Origin of the sequence: Oerskovia jenensis (genome assembly GCF_016907235.1) — a bacterium.
Classification (GTDB): Bacteria; Actinomycetota; Actinomycetes; order Actinomycetales; family Cellulomonadaceae; genus Oerskovia; species Oerskovia jenensis.
Window position 1 is genome coordinate 3,649,749 of record NZ_JAFBBO010000001.1, and the last position, 13,824, is coordinate 3,663,572.

General features: G+C 75.0%; 8 protein-coding genes. 2 read left to right on the plus strand and 6 right to left on the minus strand.

The genetic code is table 11. The annotated features are described in order from the left end of the window. Window position 1 precedes the first annotated feature (1 nt). The 5 genes from JOD49_RS16490 to JOD49_RS16510 form a co-directional block, all read right to left on the minus strand. Complete coding sequence (locus JOD49_RS16490; protein ID WP_239526562.1) at window positions 2–4,450, minus strand: FtsK/SpoIIIE domain-containing protein; 4,449 nt, start codon at window positions 4,448–4,450, stop codon at window positions 2–4. A gap of 115 nt (window positions 4,451–4,565) precedes the next feature. Beyond that, entirely contained in the window at window positions 4,566–7,253 is a 2,688-nt protein-coding gene (locus JOD49_RS16495) for an FtsX-like permease family protein (RefSeq protein WP_239525241.1), read from the minus strand. A gap of 23 nt (window positions 7,254–7,276) precedes the next feature. Continuing rightward, the gene (locus JOD49_RS16500) at window positions 7,277–8,113 is read right to left on the minus strand and encodes an ABC transporter ATP-binding protein (protein ID WP_205308142.1); all 837 of its coding nucleotides are present in this window, start codon (window positions 8,111–8,113) and stop codon (window positions 7,277–7,279) included. 288 nt (window positions 8,114–8,401) lie between these two features. Continuing rightward, the gene (locus tag JOD49_RS16505; protein ID WP_205308143.1) at window positions 8,402–9,124 is read right to left on the minus strand and encodes a response regulator; all 723 of its coding nucleotides are present in this window, start codon (window positions 9,122–9,124) and stop codon (window positions 8,402–8,404) included. After that, window positions 9,121–10,749: a sensor histidine kinase gene (locus JOD49_RS16510; RefSeq protein WP_239525242.1), complete on the minus strand. Its 1,629-nt coding sequence runs from the start codon at window positions 10,747–10,749 to the stop codon at window positions 9,121–9,123. The genes JOD49_RS16505 and JOD49_RS16510 overlap by 4 nt, the downstream gene beginning before the upstream one ends. 308 nt (window positions 10,750–11,057) lie before the next feature. On the opposite strand from JOD49_RS16510, the gene JOD49_RS16515 reads away from it, so the two are divergent. Continuing rightward, entirely contained in the window at window positions 11,058–11,741 is a 684-nt protein-coding gene (locus tag JOD49_RS16515; RefSeq protein ID WP_193718870.1) for a response regulator transcription factor, read from the plus strand. Between the two features lie 32 nt (window positions 11,742–11,773). Continuing rightward, window positions 11,774–13,126, plus strand: a complete 1,353-nt coding sequence (locus tag JOD49_RS16520) for a sensor histidine kinase (protein WP_205308144.1) — start codon at window positions 11,774–11,776, stop codon at window positions 13,124–13,126. Here the strand turns inward: JOD49_RS16520 and JOD49_RS16525 are convergent. Further along, window positions 13,123–13,734 (minus strand): GtrA family protein, encoded by a 612-nt coding sequence (locus JOD49_RS16525; RefSeq protein WP_205308145.1) that lies wholly within the window; start codon window positions 13,732–13,734, stop codon window positions 13,123–13,125. The genes JOD49_RS16520 and JOD49_RS16525 overlap by 4 nt on opposite strands. Window positions 13,735–13,824: the final 90 nt, after the last annotated feature.

Genomic DNA, 13,824 nt, shown 5'->3' on the forward strand with positions numbered 1-13,824 from the left:
GTCACGAGCGGAGGGCGCCGCGCACCGCTGTCGGGGCGACCGCCGGTGTCCTCCGCACCGTCCCGGGTGAGGCGACCTGGACGGGGACGAGGTGGTTCCCGCACAGGACGACGGCGCGACCGACGGGCCCGCCCCCGGGGTCGACCGACCAGCCCAGCGACCTGCCGAAGACGTCGCCCGAGCCACGTTCCTCGGGGGCCAGGACGAGTCCGCTGCGCGCGCCGCGCAGCGCGGCGACCGGCCCTCGGTGCGCCGTCGCGGCGGCCGCTGTCGTGCACGACGCGAGGACCACGACGCCGGCGCGGACCAGGTCCGTGAGGACGTCCACCTCGAGCGGGAACGCCTGGACGAGCAGGTCGAGGTCGTCGACGACCACCACGTCGCCCGCGACGAGCCCGGCGCGGGTCAGGGCGCCGAGCACGGCCCGTGTCTCGGCCGACGAGCCGGGACCGGTGGCCGCGTACGGCGCGCGGAAGCCCGAGCCCCCCGCGGGCAGGGGGTCTGCTCCGAGACCCTCGAAGCGCTCGTCGGGCGACAGGACCGCTCGCAGCCTTCCCGTGGCGCGGACCTGACGGGCCAGGACCAGCAGGGCGCTGCTGCGCCCGCTGCCCGGCGGTCCCGCGACGAGCGCGCCCCGCGCGACGTCGAGAAGGACACGGTCCGCGTGGTCGCCGCCTCGTCCGACGACGAGGTGTCCCGACCTGGCACCGTCGTCACGGGCCACCTTGTCGTCCGCGTCCGCGTCCGCGACGTCCGCGATCTCGGTCTCGGTCACGTGCCGGGGCAGCGGGAGCAACCGCACCGCTCGATCGCGAGGGTCCGCGTCCTCGGGACCGTCGAGGTCGCGGGGAGCGCCCGCCGAGCCTCGGGGCTCCGCATCGACGACCACCTGGCACTCGACGGCGTCGCCCGCCCCGAGCCACACGGCTCGTCCGGGCCGACCACCGCGTCCGGCGAGCCGTGACGGCACGCCGAACGCGACGTCGTCGGGCACCGTGTCCGCGGCCAGCACGAGGCGAGGGCCGACACGCTGGGACAGGCCCGCCAGGCCCGGCGAGCCGCCCGCCAGCGCGACGTGCACACCGCGGGCGGGGCCCTCGGCGAGCAGCCGCCCGAGCTGATCGGCCCCGGCGCCCGCCGCGAGACGGGCGAGCGAGGCGCGCAGGTCCTCGACGTCGTCGAGCAGCACGAGGGCCGGACGGCCCTGGGGGCGACGGAGCAGGAGGTCGACGAGGCGTGCGACCCGTCGTGCGTCGTGCCGAGGCACCACCGTCCCGCACCGAGCGTGCGCGGGCAGCCCGTCGGTCAGCGGGGGAGCGTCGCCGACGAGGTGGACGTCCCAGCCGCGGTCGAGAGCCGCGACCGCGAGGGCGCGCAGGGTCGTCGACCGTCCGGACCGTGGGCGCCCGAGGACCGCGAGGTGCCCGCGGTCGGGGCACCATGCGACCAGACCGCGCCGTTGCTGGTCCGGCAGGTCGGACAGGGCGAGGGGCAGACCGTCGGTGGCGGCGTCGGCGGGATCCACCGCCCGCAGGTCCGACGGCGTCACGCGAGCCGGGAGGGCCGGGAGCCACGGCGGCCCAAGGGCCGGGAGGCGAGCGGCCGCCGCCGCGGCGGTCGTGGCCGCGACCAGCACGGGCACCAGGTCCGTCACGGGCGCGACGGTGCCCCGAGCAGCGTCACGAGCCGAACCCCATCGCCCGACCGCCCGCACGTGCGCCCCGGGAGGGGGCGCCGGAGTGCCCGCGTGCGCGCACTGGACCACGAGCGGCGGTTCGGTGCCTCGTCGCAGCACGGCTCGACCGGGCCGCCCGGCCGGGATGAGTGCGGCCTGGGGCGAGTCGATCACGTCGCGAGAGTCGCCCGGGTCGATCTGCCGCAGGGCCAGCCGCAGCGAGATGTTCGCCCGCATGTCCGCGCTCACGGCACCCGCGGGGCGCTGGGTCGCCAGGACGAGGTGCACCCCGAGCGACCGACCCTGCGACGCGAGGCGCAGGAGGCCGGGGAGGAAGTCGGGGAGGTCGTCGGCGAGCGCCCGGAACTCGTCGATCACCACGACGAGCCGGGGGAGCGTCCCGGCAGGCAGACCGTCGATGTCCGTCACCCCCGCGTCCCCCACGGCCCGTTCGCGTCGGCGCAGCTCGGCGCGCAGCCCGGCGAGGGCACGGCCGGCGAGCCCCGGGTCGAGGTCCGTGACGCGTCCGACGACGTGCGGCAGGTCCACGCAGTCGCCGAAGCCCGCCCCGCCCTTGAAGTCCACGAGCGCGATCGCGAGGTCGCGCGGGCTGTGGGTGAGAGCGAGCCCCAGCACGAGGGACTGGAGCAGCTCGGACTTGCCCGCCCCCGTGGTACCGGCGACCAGGGCGTGCGGTCCGTCCCGGACCAGGTCGACGTGGACGACGGCGCCCCGCGCGTCGGTGCCGAGCGGCACGGCGAGGCCCGGCCGAGTCGCCCGTGGGGAGGGTGCCCACCGGGCGGTGACCCATGCGGACAAGGGGCTGGGCTCGTGGGGGAGGGGAACCCCCAGGAGCCCGGCGAGCGAGACCGTCCCGGCGAGATCGGGGTGGCTCGGGTCCGCGCGGTCGACGGGCCCCTCGGGCTGGACCCCGGCGGGCCAGCGTCCCAGGCGCGCTGCGGCGGCGACGTGCCGCGCGTACCGCTCTGCCCAGCCCGTCCCGACCCCGAGCTCCGGGGCGGGCTCGACCGTGCCGTCGGCGAGGTGCCACGTGCCCCGGGTCGTGTCGAGGACGGTGCGGCACCAGGCGGGGACGGACCCGCGGTCTGCGGCGAGCAGGATCAGCCGCTCCGTCCCGGAACGCCGCGCCCACCACGTCTCGAGCGCCTCGGCCGGTACGACCCCCGTGGTGGAGCGGCCGGTGGTGCTCCCAGGACCGTGGACCTGGTGGACGTCCACCACCACGACCCGGGTGGGTGGCCGGCTCGTGGTGGCGTCGCCCCGGGTGTCCGGCACCGGAGCTCCCGGCACCAGGTCGATCCGGCGCGAGCCGGGCAACCAGCGCAGCCAGGACCAGTCCGGCGCGAGGTCGTCGGGGTGCACCGCGTCGACCTCGGCACCCGAGGCGACCTGGGCGAGGAGCAGCGCACGACCGGCCGCCAGACGGGCCTCGCGTGGTCCGACCACCGCGACGCACCCGTCGGGCAGACGGGCACCCTGAGCGCTCGGTGCGTCGGGTCGCGGCCCGGCCCCTCCCGGTGCGCGTGCGCCGGGGGCGGCGAGCACGGCGGTCGGCGGACGCTCGGCCGCATGGTGGGCGGCGAACGCTGCGGTCATGAGGTCCGCCGGGTGCGGTGCCGGGAACCCGGCCCGGTCGAGCGCACCGCCCGGGGCCGGGAACCGGTCGTCGGGCCGCGACGCTCGCGCGACCGAGGAACCCTGCCCGCCGGGCCTCGGGTGGCCCACGGCGGGGCCGCCGACCGCCCAGGGAGACGAGCCGGGCTGCCCGGCGTGCTCCTCGCCCGTGGCGGACCCTGCACGAGAGGACGAGCGACGGCGTCGGGCCAGCAGGGAGACCAGGAGCGTGAGCGGACCGACGAGCGCGAGGAGCGCGAACAGGGGTTGGCGCGTGCTCGCCGCGAGCGCGAGCGACCCGACGGCCGGGGTCACGGCCATCACGAGCGAGGCGGGGCCGAGAGCCTCGCGCGGCGCCGTCGCCGCTGGGCGGGCGAGCCCGCTCGCGACGTCCCACTCCTCGAGGCGCGGTCGCGGGCGCAGGTCGTACGTCGTGCCGCCGATCCCCAGGACGTGCCCCGGGCGCCACCGCCGCCAGGATCCGCGCCGCACGCGCCGCGACCTGCCCCCGGGGAGCTCACGACGGACCCGCGCGACCGGCTCCGCACGCCCTCGTCCGGCCGGGCGCGTGGGTCCCCGGTCCGTCGAGCGGGCACCGTGCCGGGCGACCCGCACCCGCACCCGCACCCGCACCCGCACCCGCACCTCGAGCCCGGCGCCCGTCGCGGCGGCTCCTGCCGAGCGGTCTGCCGAGCCGCCCCGCGTCCCCGGGGCCGACCGCCCCCGGCGGCGCGCCGCCCGCAGCGCGACGACGACCGACGGACCGTCGCCGTGCTCCAGGTGGAGCGCGGACCCCGGGCGCAACGGCAACAGGCCCCCGCATCCCGGCCCGGTGAGGACCGCGACGTGCCAGGGGGCTCGCAGCGCGGCGCCGTCCTGGTCCGGCTCCGCGCTCGCGGCCCGGGATCCGTCGGCCCGCCCGGCCGGGGGGCGTGTCGCGGAGGTCGTCACCCGGAGCGTCGCCCCGGGGAGAAGGGGCCGTACCCCGACGCGGTGGTCGTCGCCCAGCGGGACGCCGTCGATCTCGAGCGAGGCGCTCATGAGCTCGGGGCGGCACGAGACGCGCGCGAGGTCCGGGCGGAGGTCGCCCAGGCGGGAGCCCGGGGTCACGTCGAGGTCGACGCCGGGATGGAGGGTCATGAGCACGCGACGATCCTGGCGTCGTCCGCGGGCCCCCGGACGCGGCGACGGCGCGCCTGTGGACGAGGAGATCGTCCACAGGCGCGCCGTCGGGCACGGTGCCGCTGGATGCGGGTCACTCGACCGCGAGCGCCTCCACGGGCGAGGTGCGGGCCGCCGAGCGCCCCGGGATCACGGAGGCGAGCAGACCGGCGACGAGGGCCACGACCAGGACCAGGGCGACGTCGCGCCACGGGACGGCCAGGGTCACGTCCCCCATCACGGCGAGGGCCGCCGACGCCCCGGCCCAGCCGTACAGGACGCCCAGCACGATGCCGAGCACCGCCCCGACGCCGGCGATGAGCATGCCCTCGATCGCCAGCATCCAGCGCAGCTGGGACCGGCTCAGGCCGATGGCACGCAGGGTCGCGGACTCGCGGCGGCGTTCGATGACCGAGAGCGACAGGGTGTTCGCGACGCCGATCAGGGCGATGACGACCGCGACCGCGAGGAGCCCGACGACGATACCGAGGACCGTGTCGACGACCTTCTGGTACAGGGCGCGCTCGACCGCGGCACCGGTGACGTCGATCGGGATGCTGCTCTCGGCGAGCGCGTCCTGGAGCGCCGGGACCACCGACCCGGCGTCGGTCACGTCGGTCAGCCCCACCCAGGCGGTCGTGACCGGCGCGCCGGGAGCGATGCCGTCGAGCGTGTCGGGGGTGACCAGGAGGGCACGTCCACCCATCGGGGTGACCAGCGCCTCGAGGGTCGCCGGGGTGCCGGCCGGGCCGGATCCCTCCGGGGTCTTCGCGACCAGCGAGAGCTCGTCGCCCGTGGTGATCTTCCAGTCCTTGGCGACCATCTCCGGGACGACGACCGTGCCGGGCACCAGGCCGTCGACGGCCTTCGCGTTGCGCACGAGGCCCACCGCGTCGGCGGGGTCGACGCCGCGAGCGAGGAACGTGATCGGCTGCCCGTCCAGGTCGACCGTCACGGTCGCCGCGGTGAGCGGGACGACGCTCTCGATGCCCTCGGCGCTCTCGGCCGTGCTCATCGTCGTCTGCGGCAGCTCGATGGGCTCGTTGCCCCCGTTGTCGTCGTAGCCGTCCGTCGCGAGCGAGACGTCCACGGGGTAGCGGCTGTCGAGCTCGTTGTTCATGCTCATCCGGGCGCTGACGGCCCCGGTCGACATCATGGCCACGAGCGTCACGCCGATGAGGAGCGCCGTGCTGGTGGCCGCGGTGCGGCGCGGGTTGCGCAGCGTGTTGGCGGCCGCGAGCTTGGCCGTGCTGCCGGAGCCCGTGAGGGCCTTGCCGACGATGCTGACCACCCGGGGCAGCCAGAAGATCGCACCGATCAGCACCCCGACGAACGAGGCGGCGCCGCCGGCCGTCGCCGCGAGCAGGCCGCCCTCGGCGCTGCCCTGCTGCCCCAGGACGATACCCAGGGCGAGGAGGCTCGCGCCGCCCACGACCAGGAGGATCGAGGCGACCAGGCGGACCAGGCCGGCCCCCGTGGAGACCGTCGGGGCGTCCGACGGGCGCAGCGCGGCGAGCGGGGCGACCCGGGTCGCGGCGCGGGCCGGGGAGAAGGACGCGACGAGCGTCACGACGGTTCCCACGAGCAGGGGGACCAGGACGACGGGGACGGTGATCCGGACGAGCTCGGGGAGCGGGACGCCGAGGTCCATGCCGCCGGCCACGGTGAGCGCGAGCTGGACGAGCCCTGTGCCCACCAGGATCCCGGCGACCGAGGCGATGAGCCCGAGCATCGTGGCCTCCAGCAGCACCGATCGCGCGAGCTGCTTGCGGTCGGCGCCCACGCAGCGCAGGAGCGCGAGGGTCCGGGTGCGCTGGGCGACGAGCACCTGGAACGTGTTCGCGATGACCAGGGCTGCGACGAGCAGCGCGATCGCGGCGAACGTGAGGATCATGTAGGTGAAGACGTCCTCGCCGCCGGTCATCGCGGCGGCGACCTTCTTCGCGTACTCGTCGGTCGTCATGACCGTGGTGCCGTTCCCCTGGGAGTCGGCGAGCTGGGTGCGGACGGCCTCGACGTCGGTACCGGGAGCGAGAGCCACGAGGACGTCGGTCGTGACGTCGGTCGTGACGCCGGGCTCTGCGGCCGCCTCGTCCCAGGTCGTCAGCTCCGCGGCGTCCACCAGGCCCGCACCGCCGTACTGCGAGTGGGCGCCCATCGGGTCGTCGAGCAGGCCGACGAGGGTCAGCTTCTCGTCGATGTCGTTGTACGCGCCGAGCGGGGCCTCGTCGGGCGACGTCGTGCCGGCGTCGGCCGGGGCCTCGGCGGCGTCCGCCGAGGCGTCCGTGGCCGCGTCGGGCTCGTCCGAGGCTCCCGGCGCGGTCGCGCCCTCGGCAGCAGGCTGCCACTCGGAGCGCACGAGCGTCACGGTGTCGCCGAGCGCGAGGCCGAGGCGGTCGGCGGTGTCCTCGGGGAGCGCGATCTCGCCCGCGGCCGACGGCTGGGCGCCCGTGGTGACCTCCTGCGGCTCGAACCGCGGGTCGGACATGACCGGGCTGACGATCTGGAAGGTGCGCTTGCCGCCCGAGACGAGCTGGAAGGCCCGCAGCTTGCGCGCGTCGGCGGCCTCGACCCCGGGGGTCGTGCCGACCGCGGCGATCTCGGCGGCGTCGAGGCCCTGGTCGTTCGCGACGACCAGGTCGGAGTCGGCGTAGCGCGCGGCGATCGAGCCGTTGGTGACCTGGGTCATGACGTTCCCGGCGAGGAGCGTCGCGGTCAGGAAGGCGGTCCCGATGAGGATCGCGATGCCGGCGGCGCTGAGCCGCCCGATGCTTCGGCGCATCTGCGCCAGGGTGAGCCGGACCATCAGGCGCGCACCGCCGTCGAACCGGTCGAGCCGCCCGCGAGCGCGTCGGCGGGGTCGGCCTCGAGCGTGCGCAGCGCGTCGAGACCGGCGAGGACGGACTCGGGCGTCGGGTCGTCGATGTCGCCCGCGATGCGGCCGTCCGCGATGAGGATGACGCGGTCGGCGTACGCGGCGGCCGTCGGGTCGTGCGTGACCATGATGATGGTGCGCCCGAGCTCGCGGACCGAGCGGCGCAGGAAGCTCAGCACCTCGGCGCCTGAGCGCGAGTCCAGGTTTCCGGTGGGCTCGTCGGCGAACACGACCTCGGGCTTGGCGATGAGGGCGCGCGCGATCGCGACGCGTTGCTGCTGACCGCCCGAGAGCTCGCTGGGGCGGTGGGTGAGGCGAGCCCCCAGGCCGAGGGTCTGGACGAGCGTCGCGAGCCACTCCGTGTCGACCGTCCCGGAGGCGAGCTCGATCGGGAGCGTGATGTTCTGCTCGGCCGTGAACATGGGCAGCAGGTTGAACGACTGGAAGACGAAGCCCACGCGGTCGCGGCGCAGGCGGGTCAGCTCGTTGTCGCCCAGCGCGGTGATCTCGGTGTCGCCGATGAAGCCCTGGCCGCTCGAGGCGGTGTCGAGCCCGGCGAGCAGGTGCATGAGCGTGGACTTGCCCGAGCCCGAGGGGCCCATGATCGCGGTGAACGCGCCCTTCTCGAAGTCCACGTCGACGCCGTCGAGCGCGCGCACGGTCGCCTCGCCCTTGCCGTACAGCTTGGTCAGGGACCGGGCGCGCACCGCGGGGGTGCCCGGTGAGGCGGCGGTGCCGGGGATGGGCTGGTACACGGTGGTGTCCACGTCTGCTCCAGGGAGTTCGTCGTCGGTAGGTCCGGTCCCGGGGCGGGGCGCGTGGTGCGCCCGGCGCCGGGGCCGAGGGGGTGCGGGGGAGAGCCGAGGCCCTCGTTCCCACCTGATGACGACACTAGGAGCCGGGACGTGGCGGCCGCGTCCGGCGACGGGCTGGTCCTGGCCGCAGGGGGAGTCATCCCGTGGTCGTACGCGCCCGGGCGGGTGGGTACGCCGTACGTCGAGCGGGCACGCAGGCGTGGCGGCTCGGGCGGCCGGGAATGCTCCTGCCCGACGGCGTCACGCGCCCGGGCGCACCAGCCCGGTCTCGTAGGCCGTCACCACGGCCTGCACGCGGTCGCGCGCCTCGAGCTTGGCGAGGATGCGCCCGACGTGGGTCTTGACCGTGGCCTCGGCGACGAACAGGTCGCTCGCGATCTCGGTGTTCGACCGTCCCTTGGCCATGAGCACGAGAACCTCGCGCTCGCGCTCGGTGAGCGAGGAGACCTGCTGCTGGGCACCCGTGTCGACGAGCTGCTCGGCGGGCAGCGCCACGACGAGGTGCTCGAGGAGCCGGCGGGTCGAGGACGGGGCGATCACGGCGTCGCCCGAGTGCACGGTGCGGATCGCCGCGAGCATCTCCTCGGGGGGTGCGTCCTTGAGGAGGAAGCCGCTGGCCCCGGACCGGATGGCTTCGAGGACGTACTCGTCGAGGTCGAACGTCGTGAGCACGATGACGCGGGGCACGTGCTGCCCGTCGGCGGCAGCCGCCGTGAGCTGTGCCGTCGCGGCGAGCCCGTCGAGGTGCGGCATGCGCACGTCCATGAGTACGACGTCGACGGGGTGGTCCGCGAGCAGACGCAGCGCCTGGAGCCCGTCGCCGGCCTCGACCGTGACCTGGAGGTCGGGCTGCGAGTCGATCACCATCCGGAAGCCGGCCCGCACGAGCTGCTGGTCGTCGACGAGCGCGACCCGGATCGGGGCGCGCTCGGGCAGGTCGGGCGTGAAGAAGGTGGAGGTCATGGGTCCTGACGATCGTCGGGTGCGGGTGCGGGTGCGGGTGCGGGTGCGGGTGCGGGTGCGGGTGCGGGTGCGGGTGCGGGTGCGGGTGCGGGTGCGGGTGCGGGTGCGGGTGCGGGTGCGGGGCGGACCCTGCGGGGATCCATCCTGCCCGACAGGTGGGCCGGTGGGGGCGGCACGGGGCCAGGACCCGCCGCCGGACCCGCCGCCGGACCCGCCGTCGGGCCGGGCGGCGAGGACTGCGTGACGGCGGTCGACGGGGCCACGGGCGCGGCGCCGTCGAGCCGGGGGATGGGCATGGTGAACCGGACGCGGAAGCCGCCCCCGGGCCGAGGGCCCGTCGTGACCGAGCCACCGAAGATCACGGCGCGCTCGCGCATGCCGAGCAGCCCGTAGCCGGGGGTGTGCGGGCCGTCCGCGGAGGCACCCCTGCCGTCGTCGTCGACCGCGAGCTGGAGCGTGTCGAGACCCCAGGTCACGACGACCGTGACGGTGGGGTCGGGGCCCGCGTGCTTGAGGATGTTGGTGAGGGCCTCCTGGCAGACCCGGTACACGGTCAGGCCCGCGCCCGGAGGCAGGGCGCGCGGCGTGCCCATGCGCACGAGCGAGATACGCATGCCGCTGTCGCGCACCTGCGCCACGAGCGTCTCGAGGTCGGCCGAGTCGGGCTGCGGGTTGAGCTCGACCCGACGGGTCGAGCCCGTGACGGGCGTCTGACCCGTGCGGGGAGGACCGGCGGGCGAGGCGGGGCTCGCAGGAAGGCCGGTGGCGAGCGGTCGGGGGCGGTTGTTGAGACCGGGGGCGTGCGTGAGCTGGGCCGGTCCGGCGCCGCCGACGGCCTCTCGGTCGTCGGTGCGCAGGACCCCGAGGAGACGGCGCATGTCGGCCAGGGCCGCGCGCCCCGTCTCCGAGACGGTCGTGAGGGCGCGCGTGGCGGCAGCGGGGTCGGTCGCGCCGGCGTACCGGCCCCCGTCGGCCTGCGCGATGATGACCGACAGCGAGTGGGCGACGATGTCGTGCATCTCGCGGGCGATGCGCGAGCGTTCCGCGGCCGTCGCGATCTGCGCCTGTTGGTCGCGCTCGACCTCGAGGCGCTCGGCCCGGTCGACGAGCGCGTTGATGGTCTCGCGCCGTGAGCGGCGGACCAGGCCGAACGCCCAGACCGCGAGGAACATCATGGTCGAGAACATGGTGGTGAACAGCAGCACCCCGGCCGCCTCGCCCGGGCCGCTCGCCTGCATCGCGAGCGACAGCCCGAGCACGAGCGACCCGGCCGCCGAGGAGATCATCGCGGTGCGGTGCGCCCAGCGGGGACCGTAGACCGTGACCGAGAACAGCGAGACGAGCAGGAGGAAGTCGGCCGGGAGGAAGGAGATCCCGACGACCAGGTGGAGCAGGGCGACCGCGTAGACCGTGATCGCCGACGCCACGGGGCGGACCCGTCGCCACGGCAGCGGCGCGAGCATGCCGATCGTGAAGAGCATGGAGAGGGTCGAACCACCCGTGGCGGACGTCCCGAGGGCCCAGGCCGCAGGCACGAAGGCGAGCGCGACGACGATCGTCGTGGCCAGGTCGACGCCGAACCGGTGCCGCTCCCACCACTTGCCCATGTTCTCGTACCAACCCATGCCCGCAAGCCTAGGTGGGGCCCCGCCGGGAGGCGTCCCCCCGTGGGCGGACCGGGGGCACGACCTGGGGACGATCCCGGCTCGGCGGTCGCGCGCGCCGGTGGGCCCGACCGGTCGGGAGACCCGTCGTGCGGGCAGCCTCCATGACGTCCTGGCGGTGTCCGCATGGCCCGCGTCACAGGGGGCAACCGGGCAGACCCGGGCAGAGCAGCCCGCCCGGGCCATCGATGTCCATCAGGCGTGTCATGGGTGTCCCACAGCGCCTGCCGGATAACGCCAAAGTTCTACGAATGCCCTAGCATGATCGAATGACCCACGTACTGCTAGCGGAGGACGACCCGGCGATTGCCGAACCTTTGGCGCGTGCGCTGACGCGTGAGGGTTACAACGTGGTCGTGCAAGGAACTGGTCAAGGAGCGATCGACGCCGCGAACGGTGTCGACATCGTCGTGCTCGACCTGGGCCTCCCGGACATGGACGGCCTGGACGTCGCACGTGAGATCCGCAACAAGGGCCTGACGACGCCGGTCCTGGTCCTGACGGCACGTGCCGACGAGGTCGACCTCGTCGTCGGTCTCGACGCCGGCGCGGACGACTACGTGACCAAGCCCTTCCGTCTGGCCGAGCTCCTCGCCCGCGTGCGGGCGCTCCTGCGGCGCACCCACGGTGACACCGCCGACGAGGAGGAGCTGGTCGCGCAGGACGTCCGCATCGACGTCGCTGCCCACCGTGCCTTCCAGGGCGACCGTGAGCTGCACCTGACCACCAAGGAGTTCGAGCTGCTGCGCGTGCTCATCGCGAGCGCGGGCTCCGTGGTCGTGCGCGACACGCTCATGCGGGACGTGTGGGGGTCGGAGCCCGTGGGCTCCACCAAGACGCTGGACATGCACGTGTCCTGGCTGCGCCGCAAGCTCGGCGACGACGCCAACTCGCCCCGCTACGTCTCGACGGTCCGAGGACTCGGCTTCCGTTTCGAGACCGGCGAGGGCTGATCAGCCCCGAGGGCTGGACGAAGGAGTAGGGCGTGCGTCGACGCGTGCTGCAGGCGACGGTCGCGGCCGTCGCCGTCGCCGTCCTGCTCCTGGGCTTCCCCCTGGCCTTCCTCAGCGCCCAGTTCGTGCTCGCGAACGAGAAGGCCCAGCTCCAGGGTCGGGTGGACACGCTCGCCCGGAACATCGACGCCCGGCTCGCGCAGAACGAGCCGATCCCGCAGTCGGTCCTGGACAACGCGTCCGAGGGGCGCCCGGGAGAGCTGCCGGCGTACGTCTTCGTCAATCTGCCCGACGGCGAGCACATGACCGCGGGCGAGGCCATCTCCGGGCGGGTCAACGAGGCCGCGGACCGGACGGACCAGAACGCGACCGTGGCCCTGACCACGTCGTTCGCCGACAGCTACTGGAACGCCGCGAAGATCGTCCTGCTGGTCGTGGCGGCCTCCGTGGTCGCCTTCGCCGCAGGTATCGCCATGGCCGTGTGGCAGGCCAACCGCTTGTCGGCGCCGCTCGTGTACCTCGCGGCCTCGGCCGAGCAGCTCGGGTCGGGCCAGGTGCGCCCACGTCTCGAGCTCTCCGGCGTCGAGGAGATCGACCTCGTCGCGGCCGAGCTCGCGCGCAGCTCGGACCGCCTGGCCGGACGTCTCGCCGCCGAGCGCCAGTTCGCCTCCGACGCCTCGCACCAGCTCCGGACGCCCTTGACCGCGCTGAGCATGCGGCTCGAGGAGATCTCGATGGCCTCCGACGACCCGGCGATCCAGGAGGAGGCGCGCATCTCGCTCGAGCAGGTCGAGCGCCTCGTCACGGTCGTCGACGACCTGCTCACGCAGTCGCGCCGCGCGCAGGGTGGCACGACCGAGGCCGTCCGCCTCATCGACGTCGTGCACCAGCAGGAGGAGGAGTGGGTCCCCACCTTCGCCAAGGCCGGTCGCCGGCTCGTGGTCGACGTACCCGAGGGCTACCAGGTCCTCGCGACCCCCGGGGCGCTCGCGCAGGTGCTCGCCACGCTCATCGAGAACTCGCTCAAGCACGGTGCGGGCACCACGACGGTCCGTGCCCGCCCGAGCGGGACGAGCGGTGCCGTCGCGATCGAGGTCGGGGACGAGGGCGAGGGGGTCTCCGACGAGATGGCCTCGCGCGTCTTCGAGCGTGGTGCGACCTCGGGCGCCGGGACGGGTCTCGGTCTCGCGCTCGCCCGTGACCTGGCCGCGGCGGACGGCGGCCGGCTCGAGCTGGCCCAGCGTCGCCCACCGATCTTCGCGCTCTTCCTCGCGGGCGTGCCCCGCACCCTCGACCCGCGGATCGTGCTCCCGACCGGGACCACGATCTCGGCGTCCGGCGCGCGACGGCGGCGCCGCAGGCGCGGTCGGGACGCCGAGAGCTAGATCGTGTCGGAGAGGTTGTCGGCAGCAGCCGCGGAGGGCGCGTCGGCGTGCGGGGCGCTCTCCTGCGGCCGGGCGCGGACGACGGGACCGGTACCGGTGAACACCACGCGCCGGTAGGCGACGTAGCGGAACCCGTTGGCCAGCGCGAGGCCGACCCCGTTCGCCGCGAGGTTCTCCGCGAGCGGTGAGGTCAGCCCCAGGACGTCCGTCGTGAACGCGAGCACGCCGAGCGAGATGGCCATGCCGGCCGCGTTGACGAGCAGGAAGGTCAGCAGCTCGCGGCCGTGCCGGGTCGTGCGACGGTCGGAGAAGGTCCAGTAGCGGCTGCCGAGCCACGAGACGATCGTGGCGACGCTCACGGCGATCGCCTTGGCCTCGAGCGGGCTCGCGCTCAGCGCCTCCCAGGGGCCGAACCGCAAGAGGTTGAACAGCCCGAGGTCCACGAAGAACGCGACGGTCCCCACGAAGCTGAACCGGCCCAGCTCGGCCAGACGCGCGACGACGCGCGTCCGGCGCTGGAGGGCGCCCGACGTCTGGCGCACGGCGGCCCCGGAGGGGACGGGCGCCCGGACGGGGGCGAGCGAGAACTCGTCGACCTGGCTGGACATGACCGGCAGGGTACGCCGTGGACCTGGGAGAACTTGCCAGGGGCAACCACCGGGTGGGACAGGTCGGCCGAGAGGCGTTCGAGCGACTAC

Coding starts and splice junctions, on each gene's coding strand:
- JOD49_RS16490 (WP_239526562.1), bottom strand. CDS start 4,450: ATGACCCTCCATCCCGGCGTCGACCTCGACGTGACCCCGGGCTCCCGC.
- JOD49_RS16495 (WP_239525241.1), bottom strand. CDS start 7,253: ATGCGCCGAAGCATCGGGCGGCTCAGCGCCGCCGGCATCGCGATCCTC.
- JOD49_RS16505 (WP_205308143.1), bottom strand. CDS start 9,124: ATGACCTCCACCTTCTTCACGCCCGACCTGCCCGAGCGCGCCCCGATC.
- JOD49_RS16510 (WP_239525242.1), bottom strand. CDS start 10,749: ATGGGTTGGTACGAGAACATGGGCAAGTGGTGGGAGCGGCACCGGTTC.
- JOD49_RS16515 (WP_193718870.1), top strand. CDS start 11,058: ATGACCCACGTACTGCTAGCGGAGGACGACCCGGCGATTGCCGAACCT.
- JOD49_RS16525 (WP_205308145.1), bottom strand. CDS start 13,734: ATGTCCAGCCAGGTCGACGAGTTCTCGCTCGCCCCCGTCCGGGCGCCC.